Annotated in this window: 16 protein-coding genes and 2 tRNA genes; 11 read left to right on the top strand and 7 right to left on the bottom strand. The window is 70.9% G+C overall.

Annotation, left to right across the window (positions count from 1 at the left end):
• Positions 1 to 3: 3 nt before the first annotated feature.
• The 3 genes from ACFC1I_RS03675 to pepN all read right to left on the bottom strand — a co-directional run bounded on the left by ACFC1I_RS03675 (position 4) and on the right by pepN (position 4,412).
• Positions 4 to 813, bottom strand: coding sequence for an ABC transporter permease subunit (locus ACFC1I_RS03675; RefSeq protein ID WP_376006499.1), 810 nt, complete (start codon positions 811 to 813; stop codon positions 4 to 6).
• Entirely contained in the window at positions 810 to 1,721 is a 912-nt protein-coding gene (locus ACFC1I_RS03670; RefSeq protein WP_376006498.1) for an ABC transporter ATP-binding protein, read from the bottom strand. Before ACFC1I_RS03670 ends, ACFC1I_RS03675 begins: the two co-directional genes overlap by 4 nt.
• Positions 1,722 to 1,865: 144 nt before the next feature.
• A complete protein-coding gene (gene pepN / locus ACFC1I_RS03665; RefSeq protein ID WP_376006768.1) occupies positions 1,866 to 4,412 on the bottom strand; it encodes an aminopeptidase N in 2,547 nt (848 codons plus the stop codon).
• A 184-nt stretch (positions 4,413 to 4,596) separates the two neighbouring features.
• Here pepN and ACFC1I_RS03660 point away from each other — a divergent pair, with 184 nt between their 5' ends.
• The 7 genes from ACFC1I_RS03660 (at position 4,597) to ACFC1I_RS03630 (ending at position 11,820) form a co-directional block, all read left to right on the top strand.
• Positions 4,597 to 5,796 (top strand): ferrochelatase, encoded by a 1,200-nt coding sequence (locus ACFC1I_RS03660; RefSeq protein WP_376006497.1) that lies wholly within the window; start codon positions 4,597 to 4,599, stop codon positions 5,794 to 5,796.
• An 85-nt stretch (positions 5,797 to 5,881) separates the two neighbouring features.
• Positions 5,882 to 6,427 carry a ribose-5-phosphate isomerase gene (locus tag ACFC1I_RS03655; RefSeq protein WP_376006496.1) on the top strand — a complete coding sequence of 182 codons (546 nt, stop codon included), beginning with the start codon at positions 5,882 to 5,884 and terminating at the stop codon, positions 6,425 to 6,427.
• 3 nt (positions 6,428 to 6,430) lie between these two features.
• Positions 6,431 to 7,429: an Fpg/Nei family DNA glycosylase gene (locus ACFC1I_RS03650; protein WP_376006495.1), complete on the top strand. Its 999-nt coding sequence runs from the start codon at positions 6,431 to 6,433 to the stop codon at positions 7,427 to 7,429.
• 41 nt (positions 7,430 to 7,470) lie between these two features.
• Positions 7,471 to 8,112, top strand: coding sequence for an FMN-binding negative transcriptional regulator (locus tag ACFC1I_RS03645; RefSeq protein WP_376006494.1), 642 nt, complete (start codon positions 7,471 to 7,473; stop codon positions 8,110 to 8,112).
• Entirely contained in the window at positions 8,109 to 9,614 is a 1,506-nt protein-coding gene (locus ACFC1I_RS03640; RefSeq protein WP_376006493.1) for an amidohydrolase family protein, read from the top strand. Before ACFC1I_RS03645 ends, ACFC1I_RS03640 begins: the two co-directional genes overlap by 4 nt.
• A 110-nt stretch (positions 9,615 to 9,724) precedes the next feature.
• Positions 9,725 to 11,131 carry a sensor histidine kinase gene (locus ACFC1I_RS03635; protein ID WP_376006492.1) on the top strand — a complete coding sequence of 469 codons (1,407 nt, stop codon included), beginning with the start codon at positions 9,725 to 9,727 and terminating at the stop codon, positions 11,129 to 11,131.
• A 20-nt stretch (positions 11,132 to 11,151) separates the two neighbouring features.
• Positions 11,152 to 11,820, top strand: coding sequence for a response regulator transcription factor (locus ACFC1I_RS03630; protein ID WP_376006491.1), 669 nt, complete (start codon positions 11,152 to 11,154; stop codon positions 11,818 to 11,820).
• 49 nt (positions 11,821 to 11,869) lie between these two features.
• Here the strand turns inward: ACFC1I_RS03630 and ACFC1I_RS03625 are convergent, their stop codons facing one another.
• Positions 11,870 to 12,352 carry a Dps family protein gene (locus ACFC1I_RS03625; RefSeq protein ID WP_376006490.1) on the bottom strand — a complete coding sequence of 161 codons (483 nt, stop codon included), beginning with the start codon at positions 12,350 to 12,352 and terminating at the stop codon, positions 11,870 to 11,872.
• Positions 12,353 to 12,497: 145 nt separating this feature from the next.
• On the opposite strand from ACFC1I_RS03625, the gene ACFC1I_RS03620 reads away from it, so the two are divergent.
• Positions 12,498 to 14,645 carry an acyltransferase family protein gene (locus tag ACFC1I_RS03620; protein ID WP_376006489.1) on the top strand — a complete coding sequence of 716 codons (2,148 nt, stop codon included), beginning with the start codon at positions 12,498 to 12,500 and terminating at the stop codon, positions 14,643 to 14,645.
• Positions 14,642 to 15,181, top strand: a complete 540-nt coding sequence (locus ACFC1I_RS03615; protein ID WP_376006488.1) for a gamma carbonic anhydrase family protein — start codon at positions 14,642 to 14,644, stop codon at positions 15,179 to 15,181. The genes ACFC1I_RS03620 and ACFC1I_RS03615 overlap by 4 nt, the downstream gene beginning before the upstream one ends.
• 18 nt (positions 15,182 to 15,199) lie before the next feature.
• Here ACFC1I_RS03615 and ACFC1I_RS03610 read toward each other — a convergent pair whose 3' ends face one another.
• The 3 genes from ACFC1I_RS03610 to ACFC1I_RS03600 form a co-directional block, all read right to left on the bottom strand.
• A complete protein-coding gene (locus ACFC1I_RS03610; protein ID WP_376006487.1) occupies positions 15,200 to 16,105 on the bottom strand; it encodes an alpha/beta fold hydrolase in 906 nt (301 codons plus the stop codon).
• A gap of 126 nt (positions 16,106 to 16,231) precedes the next feature.
• A complete protein-coding gene (locus tag ACFC1I_RS03605; protein WP_376006486.1) occupies positions 16,232 to 17,260 on the bottom strand; it encodes a lactonase family protein in 1,029 nt (342 codons plus the stop codon).
• Between the two features lie 78 nt (positions 17,261 to 17,338).
• Positions 17,339 to 17,409: transfer RNA gene (locus tag ACFC1I_RS03600), tRNA-Gly, on the bottom strand.
• 138 nt (positions 17,410 to 17,547) lie between these two features.
• Between ACFC1I_RS03600 and ACFC1I_RS03595 the strand changes: the two genes are divergently transcribed.
• Both ACFC1I_RS03595 and tig read left to right on the top strand, forming a co-directional pair.
• Positions 17,548 to 17,621 (top strand) — tRNA-Pro (locus tag ACFC1I_RS03595).
• Between the two features lie 79 nt (positions 17,622 to 17,700).
• The gene (tig, locus tag ACFC1I_RS03590; RefSeq protein WP_376006485.1) at positions 17,701 to 19,215 is read left to right on the top strand and encodes a trigger factor; all 1,515 of its coding nucleotides are present in this window, start codon (positions 17,701 to 17,703) and stop codon (positions 19,213 to 19,215) included.
• Positions 19,216 to 19,326: the final 111 nt, after the last annotated feature.

The raw sequence follows: 19,326 nt of genomic DNA, 5'->3' as shown, positions 1-19,326 counted from the left end.
ACTCTACGCGTCGCGGCCGCGCAGCACCGCCCAGCCGCCGACCAGCGGCAGGACGCCCCAGGCGGCCAGCGTGAGGAGCGGAACGCCGAGGTCCTCCGCGCCCGGGCTGGTGACCTGGGAGGCGGCGTTCATCGGGAGGTACTTCGCGAGGTCCGCGATCCAGCTCCAGCTCTCACCGAACATCGAGAAGAGGCTGAACACGATTGGCAGCACGAACAGGACGCCGACCGTCACCGCGATCGCTCCGGCGCCGTTGCGCAGGATGAAACCGAACCCGAGGCCGATGAGGGTGAACACCACCATCGACAGCACGCCGAGCGCGAGCGGGACGAGGGATTGTGCCGGCTCCGACCAGTCGAGGCCTTCGGCGAGGAACGGCGCGGTGGCCGCGATGGCGAGGGCGTAGATCACCACGGTGGTCAGTGCGATGAGCACCCCGATGACCACCGCCTTCGACACCACGACGGCGCCGCGGCGGGGCTCGGCGGTGAGGGTGGAGCGGATCATGCCGGTGGAGTACTCGCCGGTGATGACGATCGCGCCGAGGATGCCCGCGACGAGCATCGTGAACTGCGTCGGCGAGAGGATCGCGCTGACGGCCGGGAAGCCGCCGCCGAAGTCCGCGGACGCGGAGGCGATCATCATCGAGATGCCGATCGACAGCAGCGCGGTGATGCCGAGCGACCACCAGGTCGAGCGGAGCGTCGTGATCTTGATCCACTCGCTGTGCAGGAGGTGGGCGAAGCTCAGACGGTAGGGCGAGGCGGCGCGCGCGCCTGCTTCGGCACGCGTCGCGGGGGCGATGGCGGTCATGCGATCTCCTTGGAGGTGTACTCGACGGCGTCGCCGGTGAGGGCGAGATACGCGTCCTCCAGCGACCCGGTGCGGGAGGTGAGCTCGTGGACGGGGATGCCGAGCGAGGCGGCGAGGTCGCCGATCGAGGCGGCGGAGACGCCCGAGACCTCGGCGACGCCGGGGGCCGACGCGGTGACGGTCACGTCGGGGCCGGCGAGGGCGGCGACGAGCTCCGACAGACGGGGCGAGCGCACGACGACGTTGTTGACCGTCCAAGCCTGGACGAGCTCCGACAACTCGGCGTCGGCGAGCACCTGCCCGCGACCGAGCACGATCACGTGGTCGGCGGTCTGCGCCATCTCGCTCATGAGGTGGCTGGAGAGGAGCACGGTCCGCCCCTCCGCCGCGAGGTGCCGCACGAACTGGCGTACCCAGCGCACGCCCTCGGGATCGAGGCCGTTCACGGGCTCGTCGAGGATGAGGGTGCGCGGGTCGCCGAGCAGTGCCGCGGCGATGCCGAGCCGCTGGCCCATGCCGAGCGAGAACTTGCCCGCGCGCTTGCCGGCGACCGACTGGATGCCGGTGAGCTCGATCACCTCGTCGACGCGCGAGCGGCCGATGCCGTGCGTCGCGGCCATCGCGCGCAGGTGGTTGCGCGCCGAGCGGCCGGTGTGCACGGCCTTCGCGTCGAGCAGCACGCCGACCTCGGTCAGCGGCGAGCGCAGGTGCGCGTAGTTCTGGCCGGCGACGGTCACCGTGCCGGACGTGGGCCGGTCGAGGCCGACGATCATCCGCATCGTGGTCGATTTGCCGGCGCCGTTCGGGCCGAGGAATCCGGTGACCTTCCCCGGCTGCACGGTGAACGACACGTTCGACACCGCGGTCTTGTCTCCGAAGCGCTTCGTGAGCTGTTCTGCAACGATCATGTCCACCACGCTATGGGTCGGCTATGCCCGCGCGCGTCAGCCTTCGGGATGAACAATGGGCGACCGGGTGGTACCAGGGTGCCGAAGACGCCGGATGCCTCGGTCCCACGCGGGGCCGAGGCATCCGGTCGATCCGTGATCGGGCTACTGCGCGTCGCGGTCCTGCACCGACAGCGCGCGCTCGACGCCCGCGAGGTTCTCGGCGACCAGGCGGCGGAGGGCCGGAGCGGCGTCGCCGTTCGCCTCGAGCCACGCGCGCGTGGCGTCGCGGAGCGCGACGTCGGCGAGCGGAGCGGGGTAGAGGCCGACGATCAGGTACTGCGCGATCTGGTACGTGCGCGAGTTCCAGATCGGCAGGAGCGCGTCGAAGTAGCGCGCGACGAAGCCGCCGAGCAGCTCGCGGCCGGCCGGGTGCGTGAAGCCGAGGGCGGCCGACCGCACGATGGTGTTCGGCTGGTCGTCGCTGTCGACGAGCGACGACCACGCGGCCGCCTTCGCCTCGGCCGACGGCAGCGCCGCCTGTGCCTGCGCGGCGAACTCGCCGCCCTTGGCGGTGTTGTCGGCCTCGAGTGCGGCGTCGATGTCGGCCGACGTCACGACGCCGCCCGCGGCGAGCGACACCAGCAGCTGCCACGAGAGGTCGGTGTCGATCGTCAGATCGGCGAAGGTCACCTCGCCGTCGCGCACCTGGCGGACCTTGTCCCACTGGCCGGGAGTCGCCGCGGCGGATGCGAACGCCGTGACGAACTGCAGCTGGCTGTCGCTGCCCGCCTCAGCGGAGCCGGCGAGCTCCCACAGCGCGTCGGCGACCTTCGCGCGGGTGACGTCGCGCTTCTCGGGCGCGACGTACGAGTTCGCGGCGAGCAGCAGCTGGGCGAGGGTCGTGCGCACCGTGGTCGACTCGGTCTCGGCGCCGATGTTGCGCAGCACGAGGTCGACGTAGTCGGAGGCGGATGCCTCGGCGTCGCGCGTCTGGTCCCACGCGGCACCCCACACCAGCGAGCGCGCGAGCGGGTCGCTGATCTTGCCGAGGTGGTCGATCGCGGTCTGAAGCGAGTGGTCGTCGAGGCGGATCTTCGCGTACGCGAGGTCCTCGTCGTTCAGGAGCACGAGCGCGGGGCGCTTCTGCCCCTTGAGCTCGGGCACCTCGGTGAGGTCGCCGTCGACGTCGAGCTCGACGTGGTGCACGCGCACGAGCGCGTCACCCCGCAGCTCGTAGAAGCCGACGCCGAGGCGGTGCGGGCGGATCGTCGGGTAGTCGGCGGGGGCGGTCTGCACGATCGCGAAGCGCGTGATGATGCCGTCGACGTCCGTGACGATCTCGGGCGACAGCGTGTTGACGCCGGCGGTCTCGAGCCACTTCTTCGACCACGTCGACAGCTCACGGCCGCTCGTGGCCTCGAGCTCGGCGAGCAGGTCGCCCACCTCGGTGTTCGACCACTCGTGCTTCTTGAAGTACGCGGCGACGCCGGCGAAGAACGCCTCGATGCCCACCCAGGCGGCGAGCTGCTTGAGCACCGACCCGCCCTTGGCGTACGTGATGCCGTCGAAGTTGACCTGCACGTCCTCCAGGTCGTTGATCTGCGCCACGACCGGGTGGGTCGAGGGGAGCTGGTCCTGGCGGTACGCCCAGGTCTTCTCCATCGCGTTGAACGTGGTCCACGCCTCGGTCCACTCGGTGGCCTCGGCGGTGGCGATCGTCGACGCCCACTCGGCGAACGACTCGTTGAGCCACAGGTCGTTCCACCACTTCATGGTGACGAGGTCGCCGAACCACATGTGGGCGAGCTCGTGGAGGATCGTGACGACGCGACGCTCCTTGACGGCGTCCGTCACCTTCGAGCGGAAGACGTACGTCTCGGTGAAGGTGACGGCGCCTGCGTTCTCCATCGCACCCGCGTTGAACTCGGGCACGAACAGCTGGTCGTACTTGGCGAACGGGTAGGCGTAGTCGAACTTCTCCTCGAAGTACGCGAATCCCTGGCGCGTCTTGTCGAAGATGTAGTCGGCGTCGAGGAACTGCCAGAGGCTCTTGCGGCCGTAGACGCCGAGCGGGATGACCCGGCCCGACGCGCTGGTCAGCTCCGAGAACGTCGCCTCGTACGGGCCGGCGATGAGCGCCGTGATGTACGACGAGATGCGCGGCGTGGGCGCGAAGCGCCAGGTCGCGGTGCCGTCGCCGTGCTTCTTCGGCTCGGGGGTGGGAGAGTTCGACACGACCTTCCACGGCTCGGGAGCCGTGACGGTGAACGCGAACGTGGCCTTGAGGTCGGGCTGCTCGAACACCGCGAACACGCGGCGGGAGTCCGGCACCTCGAACTGCGAGTAGAGGTACACCTCGCCGTCGACCGGGTCGACGAAGCGGTGCAGGCCTTCGCCCGTGTTGGTATAGAGGCAGTCCGCGTCGATGACGAGCTCGTTGTCGGCGGCGAGGTCGTCGAGTGCGATCCGCGAGTCGGCGAACGCCGTGGCGGGGTCGATCGTGCGGCCGTTGAGGGTGATCTCGCGCACCTCGCGCGCGATCAGGTCGATGAACGTCGCGGCACCCGGCGTCGCGGTGAAACGGACGACGGAGCGGGATCCGAAGACCTCGGCGCCCTTCGTCAGGTCGAGCGCGACCTCGTACGACTGGGTGTCGACGATCGCGCGGCGCTCCTGCGCCTCGATGCGGGTGAGGTTCTCTCCAGGCACTGCTGTGGCTCCCATGGGTGAGGATGACGGAGGTGGTCGATCGGCTCGTTGCGTGAGCGCTCGATCCGGCGGCCGCCACCAGCGCTGCTGGCACCGATGACAACCGTCCCAGCCTATGCCAGCGGGCCTGCGAACACCCGATCCCGTGGCTGAAAGCATCCGCTCACGGTGTCAGGATGGAGGGGTGACCTCTCCCGAGCAGCACGTCGTCCCGTTCGCTTCTCCCACCGCCGGCTCCGGCGCCCCGTACGTCGAGGAGCCCGTCGCATACGACGGCCTCCTGCTCGCGGGCTTCGGCGGTCCCGAGGGCCAGGACGACGTCATCCCGTTCCTCCGCAATGTCACGCGCGGCCGCGGCATCCCCGATGAGCGCCTCGAAGAGGTCGCGCACCACTACCGGCACTTCGGCGGCGTGAGCCCGATCAACGCGCAGAACCGCGCGCTCAAGGCCGCGCTCGAGGCCGAGCTCGCGAGCCGGGGCCTCGACCTGCCGGTGTACTGGGGCAACCGCAACTGGGCGCCGTACCTCGGCGAGGCGGTGACGGATGCTGCGGCAGCCGGTCACACGAACCTCCTTGCCCTCGCGACCAGCGCCTACTCCTCGTTCTCGAGCTGCCGCCAGTACCGCGAGGACTTCGCGCGGGTGCTCACCGAGACCGACCTCGCCGGACGCGTCACCATCGACAAGGTGCGGCAGTTCTTCGACCACCCCGGCTTCGTCCAGCCGTTCGTCGACGGCGTGCGCGACGCGGTGGCCGGCTTCCTCGCCGACGGCATCGCCCCCGAGGCCGTGCGGGTGCTGTTCTCGACGCACAGCATTCCGACGGCGGATGCGGAGCGCTCCGGCCCGCGCGAGGGCGATGAGCTCCACCGCGACCTGGGGGAGGGCGGCGCGTACGCCGCGCAGCACCTCGCCGTCGCCGAGGTCGTCATGGCGGCCGTCGCCGCCGAGGTCCCCGGCGCGGAACGCGTCGCGTGGGACCTCGTCTACCAGTCGCGCTCCGGCCCGCCCAGCCAGCCCTGGCTCGAGCCCGACGTCAACGACGTCATCGCCGAGCTCCCTGCCGCCGGCGTGCAGGCTGTCGCGATCGTGCCGGTCGGCTTCATGAGCGACCACATGGAGGTCCTGTGGGACCTCGACACCGAGGCGATGGAGGCTGCGGCCGAGGCCGGCATCCGCGCGGTGCGCACGCCCACGCCCGGCGTCGACCCGGTGTTCGTGTCGGGCCTGATCGACCTCGTCGAGGAGCGCCTGAACGGCACGCCCGCCGGGGAGCGCCCGCACGCGACGGATCTCGGACCGTGGTTCGACGTGTGCCGCCCCGCGTGCTGCGAGAACGTGCGCGCGGGCTTCAAGCCGGCAGCCGCGGGCATCGCGCCCTGAGCCCGCGTGCCGCCCGAGCACGCCGCTCGTGGCGGCCGCGGCATCCATCGTCCTCCGCCTTCCGTCCCTCTCTAGGATTGAGCCCATGCGCATCCACATCGCGACCGATCACGCCGGCCTCGAGTTCTCGACGCAGCTGCAGCATCACCTCGCGGCCGCCGGTCACGACGTCGTCGACCACGGCCCGGTCGAGTACGACCCGCTCGACGACTACCCGGCGTTCTGCATCCGCGCCGCGCAGGCCGTCGTGCGCGACCAGGCCGCGGGCATCGAGACGCTCGGGGTCGTCTTCGGCGGCTCCGGCAACGGCGAGCAGATCGCCGCGAACAAGGTGGTCGGCGTCCGCGCCGCCCTCGCGTGGAGCATCGCCACGGCCGAGCTCGCGCGCGAGCACAACGACGCGAACGTGATCGCGATCGGCGCCCGTCAGCACACCTTCGAAGAGGCGGCGACCTTCATCGACCGCTTCATCGCGACGCCGTTCTCGGGCGAGGAGCGCCACGCCCGCCGTATCGCGCAGCTCGCCGCGTACGAGGAGGACGGCGCCCTCGAGCCCGACCCGCGCGCGGTCACCGGGCAGCCCGACGTCCTCGCCGCCGACGACAGCTCGTTCGACCCCGAAGCCGGCTGAGCCGTGCCCGAGGGGCATTCCGTCCATCGCATCGCCCGCCAGTTCGACCGCAACTTCGTCGGCCGCGCGGTCGCGGCGTCGAGCCCGCAGGGCCGCTTCGTCGAGGGCGCCGAGATCCTGAGCGGACGCACCGCGACGTCGGTGCGGGCCGTCGGCAAGCAGATGTTCCTCGAGTTCGACGACGATCTCTGGCTGCGCGTGCACCTGGGCATGTACGGCGCGTGGGACTTCGCCGGTGAGATCCTCGTCGACCCCACCATCGCCTCGGCCAACGGCCGCATGGGGCAGACGAACCAGCGCGGCACCGACCTCGAGGACCCGATCCTCGACGCCGCGGGGGAGAACTCGCTGACCTCGATCGGCGCCCCGCGGCGCACCCGCGTGCACGTGCGGATGTCGGAGCAGACCACCGGGCTCGCCGCCGAGGGCGACGAGTGGCCGCCCCCGGTCGTCGGGCAGGTGCGACTGCGTCTGCTCACGGATGTCACGTGCGCCGACCTGCGCGGTCCGACGGCGTGCGAGCTGCAGACGCCCGACGAGGTCGCGGCGACGATCGCCAAGCTCGGGCCCGACCCCCTCGTCGACGACGTCGCGGAGGGAGAGGAGCGCTTCACCTCGGTCGTGCGCCGCAAGCCGACATCGATCGGCCTGCTGCTCATGGACCAGAACGTCGTCAGCGGCATCGGCAACGTGTACCGCGCCGAGCTGCTGTTCCGGGCGCGCCAGAACCCGCACACGCCAGGCCGCGACGTCCCCGAAGAGGTCGTGCGCGACCTCTGGCGGGACTGGGTGCGCCTGCTCGCGATCGGCGTCGAGACCGGTCAGATGATGACGATGGACGACCTCGACCCCGAGGCCTACCGCGCCGCGATGGCGAGCCGCGACGACCGCCACTGGGTCTACCACCGCGCCGGCCTGCCGTGCCGGGTCTGCGGCACGGCGATCGTCGTCGAGGAGGCCGCAGGCCGCAAGCTCTATTGGTGCCCCTTCTGCCAGGCCTGACCGCGCAGCCGGGCGCTCGGGCGCGCGCATAGGCTGGGCCCATGCGTCAGAACCCGAGCTTCGCGATGTCGGACGTCGGCGAGATCCGGCGGCTCATCGAGCACAACCCGTGGGTCACGATCGTCTCGTCTACCGAGGCCGGGCTGGTCGCCTCGCACTACGCCGTGCTGTTGGACGCCGATCGCGACGACCTCACGATCGTGGGCCACGTCGGCAAGCCCGACGACCTGATCCACGGCCTCGGCGAGCGCGAGCTGCTCGTGGTGGTGCAAGGGCCCCACGGGTACATCTCGCCCGGCTGGTACGGCGACGTGCAGAGCGTGCCGACGTGGAACTTCGTGTCGGCGCATCTGACGGGTGTCCCGGAGCTGCTGACGCCGGAGGAGAACCTCGAGGTGCTCGAACGGCTGGTCGCCCGCTTCGAGAGTGGACTGCCGCAGCCGCGCCTGATGTGGGAGCCGCCGAACGACCCCGACTACGTGCGCCGTCTCGAGCGTGGCACGGCGGGCTTCCGGCTCACGCCGACGAAGGTCGTCGGCAAGCGCAAGCTGAGTCAGAACAAGCCCGACGAGACGGTCGAGACCGTGATCCTGGAGCTCGAGGCCGGTGCGAGCCCGTACGCCGACCCGCGGCTGGCCACGGAGATGCGCCGCGACCTCGAGACCCGCAAGGCCGCGCGGTGACGCCGGCTCGCGGCGAAGCCCTCGACGTCATCGCGAACGCGCGGCTCACCGGCTCCGGCCGCACCGATCCGTTCGGCGCGGATCCCGTCGACGTGCACCTCGCGGAGGGGCTCGTGGTCGACATCGCGCCCGCGGGGGCGCTGCCGCGCAGCGGCAACGTGCTCGACGCCGACGGCGGATGGGTGATCCCGGGGCTGTGGGACCATCACGTCCACACGGTGCAATGGGCGCTGTCCGCCCAGCGCGTGGCGCTCGGCGCGGCCTCCTCCGCCTCCCAGGCGGCGGCGCTCATGGGCGCGGCGACGCCGCTGCCCGACGGGCGCCGCGTGGGCAGCGGCTTCCGCGACGCGTTCTGGGCCGACGCGCCCGACCTCGCGCTGCTCGACGCCGCGACGGGCGAGGTCCCGACCTATCTCATCAACGCCGACGTGCACAGCGTGTGGCTGAACTCGGCGGCGCTGCGCCGCGAGGGGTTCGCGCCGGACGGGTCGGGTCTCCTGCGCGAGGAGCCCGCGTTCGAGATCTCGCGTCGGCTCAACGCCGTCGACGCAGCGGTGTCCGACCCGCTCGTGGCGCGCATGGCGCAGGATGCCGCGTCCCGCGGCGTGGTGGGGCTCGTCGACCTCGACATGTCGTGGAACGAGGACTCGTGGACCCGGCGTCTCGCCGCGGGGTTCGACGCGCTGCGGGTCTCGTTCGGGATCTACCCGCAGTTCCTCGACCGCGCGATCGCCGACGGACTGCAGACAGGAGACGCGGCGCGGGGCGCAGCATCCGATCTCGTGCGCGTCGGCCCTCTCAAGGTGATCACCGACGGCTCGCTCGGCACCCGCACGGCCGCCTGCTCGCACGCGTACCCGGACGATCCGCACAACCACGGCATGATCACCGTCGACCTCGCGACGCTCATCGATCTCATGACCCGCGCCACGGCGGCCGGCATCGCGTCGGCGATCCACGCCATCGGCGACGTCGCGAACTCGCACGCGCTCGACGCCTTCGCCGCGACCGGCGCGTGGGGCACGATCGAGCACGCGCAGCTCGTCGCGCACGCCGACATCCCGCGGTTCGCCCGCCTCGGTGTGGGCGCGAGCGTCCAGCCCGAGCACGCCCTCGACGACCGGGACCTGACCGACACCGTGTGGGCGGGTCAGACTGCGCAGCCGTACCCGCTGCGGGCTCTCGCCGACAGCGGTGCCAACCTGCTCTTCGGATCCGATGCGCCCGTGGCGCCGCTCGACCCCTGGGCGGCGATGGCGGCCGCCGCCTTCCGCACGCGCGACGGCCGAGACCCGTGGCAGCCGTCGCAGCGCGTCGACGCCGCAACGGCTCTGGCGGCCTCGACGCGCGGGGGCTCGGCTGAGCCCGCGCGCATCGATCCGGGCGACGTCGCCGATCTCGCCGTCTGCGCGCACGACCCTCTCGCCGTCGACGAGCCGTCGCTGCGGGGCATGGCGGTGGCCGCGACACTGCTCGGCGGGCGCCTCACGCACGTGGCGTGAGCCGTGCGCCGGTACGGGGGTCTGCCCCCGTAGCCGTTGGGGTGGGTATCGGATGCCGCGGCCGCCGCGTCGCCGCGAAGCTGGGAACATGAGTTCCGAGGGAGACATCGATGACCGCCGCCACCACTGAACCGGCTCCGCTCCAGCCGGTCGCGTCACGCCCCGCCGCCGGCTTCTGGGCGTCCTACGGGCAGGCGTGGGTCCGCACCCCCGGCAGCGCGCTGTACCTGCTCGCGGTCTTCGTGCTCGCCATGGTCTCGGTCGGTCTGCTCGCCTCGCTGTTCTGGACCGGGGTCGGGCTGCTGATCCTCGTGGTCGGCCTCCCGCTCATCGTGCTGACTCTGCTCATCGCGCGAGGATTCGGTGTCGCCGACAGGTTCCTGCTGCTCCTGACCGGCCAGCCCGAGATCGCCGAACCCGAGTGGAATCGCGACACCCCCGACGCCACCGGCTTCTGGGTGACGCTGACCCGCCCGATCCGGGGCGCCCACTACTGGCTCTACCTCGTGCACGGCATGATCGTGAACCCGATCATCAGCACGATCTCGTTCACCCTCACCGTCGTCTGGCTGAGCGTGGGCCTCGGCGGCCTCACGTACTGGTTCTGGGGGCTGTTCCTGCCGCGCAGCTGGAACACCGAGGGCTCTGGCGGCGAGTGGGGGCACTACGTCGCCGACTTCGTGCCGTGGCTGTTCGGCGGCTGGTCCAGCTGGGCCGTGGAGGTCGCGCTCTACCTCGTCGCCGGCATCCTCTTCACGATCACCATGCCGTGGGTGCTCGGCGGACTCGCACGAGGCCACCACGCGGTCGCGAAGGGCATGCTCGGGCGGTGGGACTCGGACGAACTGGCCGCCGAGGTCCGCGCCGAGGCCGCCGCGCGCGGCGCCGCGGTGCACGCCGAAGGCGTGGCGCTCCGCCGCCTCGAGCGCGACATCCACGACGGTCCGCAGCAGCGCCTGGTGCGGCTGCAGATGGATCTCGCGGCTCTGGAGCGCCGCGCGGAGTCGGGAGACACGGATGCCGCAGCCGACCTCGCGCGGGAGGCACGAGGTCACGCGAAGGCCGCACTGGACGAGCTGCGGGCGCTGTCGAGCGGGGTCGCGCCGCCGCTCCTGCAGGATCGCGGCCTCGCGGCCGCGCTGGACGCCGTCGCGACCGCATCCCCGCTGTGGGTGCAGGTCGACGTCGACCCGGCGATCGACCGCGCCGTGAGCCAGGAAGTGGCCCGTACCATCTACTTCGTCGTCGCCGAGCTGATCACGAACGCGGTCAAGCACTCCGGAGCCACGGGGGTCACGCTGCGGGCATCGCTGCGGCGCAACGCGGCGGGCGCTCCCACGCACCTCGACGTCTGGGTCGTCGACAACGGCCGGGGCGGCGCCGTCTTCACGTCCGGTCACGGTCTGGAGGGGCTGCGGGAGCGGGTCGCCGGGCTCCGCGGGGTGCTGGTCGTGACGAGTCCGGTCGGCGGGCCGACGTCGGCCGGCGCGCACATCCCGCTCACGGTCCTGCCGTGAGCGATCCCTATCCTGAGGGGATGGCAGCCTCGCCCGACTCCGCCCCGCTCCGCGTCGTCCTGTTCGAGGACTCGGTCCTCCTGCGTGAGGGACTCGTGCGGCTGTTCGACGAGGCCGGGTACACGACCGCAGGGGCGTGGGGCGACGCCGAGGACGTGGTCGCCCGAGTGCGCGAAGCCCGCGCCGATGTCGCGATCCTCGACGTGCGTCTGCCGCCGGGCTTCCGCGACGAGGGCATTCGCGCGGCGCTCGCGGTGCGGGCGGCGCTCCCGGCCGTCGGCATCCTCGTGCTCAGCCAGTACGTCGAGGGCGTCTACGCGAAGGAGCTCCTCGCGGGCGGCGAGGGCGGCGTCGGCTACCTCCTGAAGGACCGCGTCACGTCGCTCGACGAGTTCACGGATGCGGTCCGCCGCGTCCGTGAGCGCGGCACGGTGCTCGACCCGCTCGTGGTGCAGGGACTGCTGTCGGCGCGGCCCGATCCTCTCTCGACGCTCACGCCGCGCGAGCGGGATGTGCTGACGCTCATGGCCGAGGGACGCAGCAACGCGAGCATCGCCGAGCGGCTGTTCATCGGCGTCGGCGCGGTGGAGAAGAACATCAGCGCGATCTTCGCGAAGCTCGGACTCGAGGAGTCGGGCACCGAGCATCGCCGTGTGCTGGCGGTGCTCGCCTTTCTGCAGCATCCATGACATGAAGAGAGCCCCCGGCGAACCGGGGGCTCTCGTCATGCGGGCAGGATCACTCGGCGAGGTGCGCGAAGAGGAACCAGCGGTCCTTCTCGAGCGACTCCTTGATGCCGATCGCGATGTCCTGGCTCGTGAGGTCGAACTCGTCGAGGCCGTCGATCGCCGCCTGGACGTCCGCGATGACGGTGTCCATGTCGGAGATCACGTTGCGGATGAGCGCGTCCCACTGCGTGAAGCCCGCGGGGACGGCCGTCGAGGTCTTCGAGGCGACCGTGCCGACGCGGGCGTCGATCGGGAGCCCCAGTGCCACGATGCGCTCGGCGGCCTGGTCGGCGCCGGCCTGCGCGTGGGCGACCACGGAGTCGAGGAGCTCGTGGATCGCGATGAAGTTCGCGCCGCGCACGTTCCAGTGCGCCTGCTTGCCGTTCACGGCCAGGGCCTGCAGGCCCAGGACGACGGGGGTGAGGAACTGCGCCGTCGCGGCGGCGACGTCGGGGTTCGCTGCGGTTGCGGGGGTGGTCTGGGTGTTCGTCATATCTCTCGTCTCCATCGTTCGGCCCTCCAGTGACTGCAACGCTACTCACGAGAAGTCATTCCGCAAGCAAGAGAAGGCTGGGCTAAACCGGGGAATCCGCGGCGTCGGTGCGAGCGGGCGGGACGACAGCGGCTAACGTCGATTCGTGCCTTCCGCCGATCACGACCTCGGACCGCAGCATCTGGGCGTTCCCGCCAAGACCGTGACCCGCGAGCCCCGCGACCGCTCGCCCGAGCACGCCGAGCCCTCGCGCTTCATCCCGCACGTGCAGGGCCTGCGCGCGATCGCCGTGCTCTGCGTGGTGCTCTACCACTTCTGGCCCGGCCGCCTCACGGGCGGCTACATCGGCGTCGACATCTTCTTCGTGATCTCGGGCTTCCTCATCACGGCGCACCTCATGCGCGAGCTCACCGCGACCGGCACGGTGAAGCTCGGCCAGTTCTGGGCGCGTCGCGCACGACGCCTGCTCCCGGCATCCCTCCTCGTCCTGCTCTTCTGCGCGGTCGTCGTGATGTCGCCGTATCTCATGCCGACGTCGGCGCTGCCGAACGAGGTGCGCGAGATCCTCGCGTCGACGTTCTACGTCGAGAACTGGTACCTCGCCCTCAACTCCGCCGACTACCTGAACCACGCCGGCGCGCCGACCACGGTGCAGCACTACTGGTCGCTGTCGCTCGAAGAGCAGTTCTACGTGATGTGGCCGCTCCTCATGCTGCTGGCCGCGTGGATCGGCGTGAAGTTCTTCCGCGGCGCGCGGCGTCGCGCGATCATCACGACGCTCGCCGTCGTCACCGTGGTGTCGTTCGTCTTCTGCGTCGTGTTCACGATCACGAACCCGGCGCCCGCATACTTCGTGACGTTCGGTCGCATGTGGCAGTTCGGGGTCGGGGCACTCATCGCGCTTGTGCCGATGCTGCGGGTCCGCAACGCGATCGGCAGCTTCGTGCTGGGCTGGGGCGGCATCCTGCTGCTCCTCTACGTCGCCTTCACGTTCGACGCCCAGACGCCGTTCCCCGGCTACATGGCGGCGCTGCCCACCCTCGGTGCGGCCGCGGTCATCGCCGCGTCGAACAGCGAGCGCTGGTGGTACCCGACCCGCATCCTCGCGATCCGTCCGGCGCAGTTCGTCGGCGACATCTCGTACTCGCTGTACCTCTGGCACTGGCCGCTCATCGTCATCGCGCCGTCGGTGCCGTTCTGGGGCCTCACGATCTACCACCGCGTGGCCCTGCTCGTGCTGTGCTTCGTGCTCGCGTGGCTCACGAAGCGGTTCGTCGAGGACCCGGCGCGCGGCTGGAAGGTGCTCACCTCGCGCCCCGCCCGCGTGACGCTGTGGTCCTCGCTCGCCGCGATGGTCGTGGTCGGGCTGGTCGCCGCGTCCGCCTGGTTCGTCAATGCGCCGCTGTACAACCAGGGCACGCGCGACATCGCCGAGCTGCAGCAGAACCCGCCGGAGTGCTTCGGCGCGGCGTCCGTGCTCGACGCCTCGTGCGCCGACGTCGACTTCGGCGACACGATCCTGCCCGCGCCCGGCTTCGCCGGCATCGATCGACCGGAGAACCCGAACTGCTTCGTTCAGCTCACCGACTCGCGACCCGTCTCGTGCACCTTCGGCTCGGACGACCCTGACGCCCCTCGCGTCGCGCTCATCGGCGACAGCCACGCGTACCAGCTGCTTTCCACGTTCGAGCGCATGGCGGAGGCGAACGGCTGGCAGCTCGTCACGTGGTTCAAGGGCGCGTGCCCCTGGAACGCCACGCCGCTGTCGACGCCGGGGGCGTTCGGCGCCGCCTGCACCGAGTGGCGCGACCGCGTGCAGAACGCGATCGACGACAGCGATCTCGACGCCGTGTTCACCGCGGCGATCGCGACGACGCCGTACTCGTCGGCGGGCTACGACTCCTCGTACGACGCCGCCGTCGCGGGCTACCGCGACGCGTGGAGCACAGTGACCGACCGCGGCATCCCCGTCATCACCGTCGTCGACAACCCGGTGTGGGAGACCGACCCGAACAAGTGCCTCCGCACCCACGACATGTCCGAGTGCGACGGCGCCCGGTCGGACGTGCTCGTGGAGGACGATCCGCTGCGGGGCGCAGCATCCGGTCTCGACTCCGTCACGCTGCTCGACTTCACCGACGTGTTCTGCGGCGCCGAGACGTGCGCTCCCGTGGTCGGTGGCGCGAACATCTACCGCGACCAGGACCACCTGACGGTGACCTTCGCCGACACGCTCGCCCCGTGGTACACCGAGGCGATCGAGGCGGCGCTGGCCAATAGGGTCGGATCATGACGGTCGCATCCGGAGCATCGGTCCTCATCGCCGCGGGCAGGACGCCCTCGCTCGATCCCACCTCGTTCATCGCCGCGGGCGCCCGCGTCATCGGGGGAGTGATCCTCGGTCCCGGCGCCAGCGTCTGGTACAACGCGGTGCTCCGGGCCGACGGCGACACGATCACCGTCGGCGCGAACAGCAACCTTCAGGACAACGTCTCGGTCCACGTCGACGCGGGCAGTCCCGTCGTCATCGGCGAGAACGTGTCGGTCGGGCACAACGCCGTCGTGCACGGCTGCACGATCGGGGACGGCTCGCTCATCGGCATGGGCGCCGTCGTGCTGAACGGCGCGAGGATCGGATCCGGATGCCTCGTGGCCGGCGGTGCGGTGGTGCTCGAGGGATCCGTGATCCCGGACGGATCACTGGTCGCCGGGGTGCCCGCGAAGGTGCGCCGTGAGCTCACCGTCGAGGAGCGCGCGCGGCTGCTGCGCAACGGCGCGCACTACGTCGCGCACATCGAAGAGCACCGCAACGCGACGCCCCTCACCTGAGTCGACGCGTCAGCGGCCTCAGTCGCGGGGCTGTGCGGGCGGGTGATGCGTGCCGCGATGCACCTCGTACAGGCGCACGTGGCCCGGCCAGGCCGGGTCGTTCTCGATCGGCAGGTCGTCCATGAAGTGACGGATGACGTGAGCCAGCTGCCCCGGGTGGCTGAAGTTGATCGCGTGGGCCGCACCCTCGAGCAGCACCACCAGGACGTGACTGTCGGTCTGGCTCGCGATCTCGTCGACGCGGTGGGCGTGGGGGAGGAGCGGGTCGCGCTCGCCCAGCACGACCAGCGTGGGGATGCGCATCTCGAGCAGCCGCTGCAGCGACGGGTACTGGGTGAGCGAGCGGAACATCCTCATCGTGCTCGGCACGCCGAACCGCACGTAGTCCGGCACGGCGACCCGCGCCATCTTGACCGGCTCCCTCGGCGCGTCCTGCGAGAGCTGCTTGATCGCGCGGCGCAGCGGCTGATTGAACAGCCCGCCCGCGGGGGAGACCAGCACCGCGCGATCGATGCGCTCGGGGTAGCGGTGCGCGAACTCGATGATGACGGGGCAGCCCATGGAGTTGCCGACGAGCGTCGCCTTCTCGACGCCGCGGTCGTCGAAGAAGTCGACGGCGGCACGCGCCAGGTCGGGGATGTCGAGCATGTCCTTGCGCTTGCCGCTGCGCCCGAACCCGGGAAGGTCGGGCACGTACGTGTGGAACTCGTCGGCGAGCCGCTCGGCTGTCGGCAGCAGGTAGCGGCCCGAGAGACCGAAGCCGTGGACGTGCGCCATGACGCGCTCGTCCTTCGTGGGGTTCGGCGACTCACGGTAGAACACGTCGACGCCGTCGATGCGCGTCCACTTCTCGGCGAGCTCCGACGCGGGGCGGCGCGGAAGCTTGCGCCCGCCCGGCTCGGGGGTCGGCTTGCTGCTGCTCATGGCGGCTCCTGGAGGCATGGAACAGTTCCACGCTCAGTCTGCCGCGCCGGGGCGATCCGGGAACAGTGGGGCGCGCGGGCGCGGATAGCGCGATCTGGGTGAAACTGCCCTGCCGCGGCCCTCGCCTCAGACGAACCGCACCCAGTTCGCCCCGTCGCCCGTCTCGACCCGCTGCCGCAGCTCGAGCCGATCCTCGTCGACCGCGTAGAGAGCGACGTCGGTCGAGCGCTCGCCCGCGACGACCAGGTGGGCGCCGTCCGGACTGATCGCGAAGCTGCGCGGCTGCGCTTCGGTCACCGTGAAGCTCGTCGCCGGCGCCACCGATCCCTCGGCCGACACGGCGGCGGCGCCCAGCGTGCTCTCCGTGCGCTCGGTCGCCCAGAGCCGGCGTCCGCCGGCGCCGAAATGCAGGTCGGCCCCCCAGATGAGGTGCTCGGACCGCGGATCGGCGCCGAATCGGCTGTGCGCGAGTCCCTTGGAGGGATCGAAGACGGATGCCGCGCCCCGCAGCTCGAGCGTTCCGACGGAGGTGTCTCGGGCGAAGTGCAGCACTTCGCCCGAGAACTCCGTCAAGACGTAGACGGCGTCCTGAGCGTCGTTGAGCACGAGGTGCCGGGGACCGCTGCCCGCCGGCGCGGCGACCGTCGCCGGCGCGAGCGGCTCCAGCGACAAGTCGTCGCCGATGGCGTACTGCGCGACCAGGTCGGCGCCGAGCGAGACGAAGTACGCGAAGCGGCCGTCGGCGCTCGGCAGCACCGAATGCAGGTTGGGGAACTCGATCCGCGACACCGGCTCGCCGACGACCCCGTCGGCCACCGGCGCGATGATGCCGTACCCGCCGCCGTACGAGACCCCGAGCAGGCCCGACCCGCCGCGCGTGAGCGCCAGGTAGTTCATGCCGCCCCCGACGAGATCTGCGCGGGAGAGCGGCGAAAGCCGCCCGGTCTCGCGATCGAGCCGGAGCGTCACGATGCCGGCGGGCTCGCCCTTGACGCCGGCGTAGACGAGGTCGCGCCCCGCGTCCACCGCGAAGGTGGAGCATCCGTTGAGCCCTTCCGTCACCGCGAGCCGCTCGAGCGAACCGTCGGAGAATCGGAAGGTGCTGATGCTGCCGTCACCGGCGTTGGCCACGAGTACGAGAAGCGATTCGGTCACCCCTCGATCGTAGGCGTGGCGGCGCGTCAGCTCGCAGACACGAAGAAAGCCCCGATTCATCGGGGCTTTCTGGCTCGGAGGGGATGACGGGAATCGAACCCGCACCATCAGTTTGGAAGACTGAGGCTCTACCATTGAGCTACATCCCCGTGCGCCCGCGGACGGGCACCGACCAATCGTATTACATCGCGAGGGTCATCCCGTTCCGAACCGCCAGGGGGAACGTGACGGGCGCGTCGGCTAGACTTCTCGGGGCCGAACGGCGCGCGCACGCGTGCGAAGCCGCCCGGGGCGTAGCTCAGCTTGGTAGAGCGCCCGCTTTGGGAGCGGGAGGCCGCAGGTTCAAATCCTGTCGCCCCGACATCACGGCCCACAGAATTCAGAACCCAGACCTTCAACCGCCGCGTCTTCGCGCGGTCCGATAGAGGAGAAGTACAGGCATGGTGAACAGCACCGTCGAGAAGCTCAGCCCGACCCGGGTGAAGCTGCACATCACGGTCAGCCCCGACGAGCTCAAGCCGTCGATCAAGCACGCGTACGAGCACATCGCGCAGGACGTGCAGATCCCCGGCTTCCGCAAGGGCAAGGTGCCCGCGCCGATCATCGACCAGCGCATCGGCCGTGTCGCGGTGCTCGAGCACGCTGTCAGCGAAGGCCTCGACACCTTCTACCGCGAGGCCGCCGCCGCTCACGAGCTGCGCGTGCTGGGCCGCCCCTCGGCCGACGTCACCACGTGGCCGAACGAGAAGGACTTCTCGGGCGACCTCGAGGTCACGGTCGAGGTCGACGTGCGTCCCGAGTTCGACCTCCCGTCCTTCGAGGGCACGACCGTCGAGGTCGACGCCGTCGAGGTCGACGAGGCCGCGATCGACGAGGAGCTGGACCGCCTGCGCGGCCGCTTCGGCACGCTCGTGACCGTCGACCGTCCCGCCGCCACCGGCGACTTCGTCGAGCTGGACCTCGTTGCCGCCATCGACGGCGCCGAGATCGACCGCGCCGAGGGCGTCTCGTACGAGGTCGGCTCGGGCGAGCTGCTCGAAGGCATCGACGAGGCCATCGACTCCCTCACCGCCGGTGAGGACACCACCTTCCGCTCGAAGCTCGTCGGCGGCGACCACGCCGGCGAAGAGGCCGAGGTCTCGGTGACCGTCAAGGCCGTCAAGGAGCGCGAGCTCCCCGAGGCCGACGACGACTTCGCCCAGATCGCGAGCGAGTTCGACACCATCGCCGAGCTGCGCGACAGCCTCAAGGAGCGTGTCGGGCAGCAGGGCGCCTTCACGCAGGGCTCCGCCGCGCGCGACAAGCTGATCGAGACGCTGCTCGAGCAGGTCGAGATCCCCGTGCCGCCGCAGCTCATCGAGGACGAGGTGCACAGCCACCTCGAGGGTGAGGGTCGCCTCGAGGACGACGTCCACCGCGCCGAGGTCGCCGAGGCCAGCGAGAAGCAGTTCAAGACGCAGATGCTGCTCGACAAGATCGCCGAGACCGTCAACGTGCAGGTCTCGCAGGACGAGCTCACGCAGTACCTCGTGCAGTCGGCCGCCCAGTACGGCATGGCCCCGCAGGACTTCGTGAACGCGCTGCAGGAGGGCAACCAGCTGCCCGCCATCATCGGCGAGGTCGCGCGCAACAAGGCCCTCGCGGTCGCGCTCGGCAAGGTCAACGTCGTCGACACCAACGGCAAGTCCGTCGACCTCACCGGCTTCGTGGCCACCGAGGACGAGGAAGAGGTCGTCGAGGAGGCGGAGGAGATCGCGGATGCCGCGGCCGACGCCGACGCCGTGATCGAGGCCGAAGAGGCCGCGGCCGCCGAGAAGCCGGCGAAGAAGGCGCCCGCGCGCAAGCCCGCCGCGAAGAAGGCCGCCGCCGCCGACGAGGCCGCGGAGGAGAAGGCTCCCGCCAAGAAGCCGGCCGCGAAGAAGGCTCCGGCCAAGAAGGCCGCCGACGCCGAGTGACGCCAGCTCCGATCGCATGACCGATTGACAGAAGAGGACGGATGCCGCGGCATCCGTCCTCTTCTGTCATGTGCGCGCTCTGCCCAGGGCGAACACGGGCGGGTCGTTCGC

It is taken from the genome of Microbacterium sp. NPDC056044 (genome assembly GCF_042267145.1).
Classification (GTDB): domain Bacteria; phylum Actinomycetota; class Actinomycetes; order Actinomycetales; family Microbacteriaceae; genus Microbacterium.
Note: the sequence above shows the minus strand (reverse complement) of the source record. Positions and strands in the feature narration are given on the sequence as shown.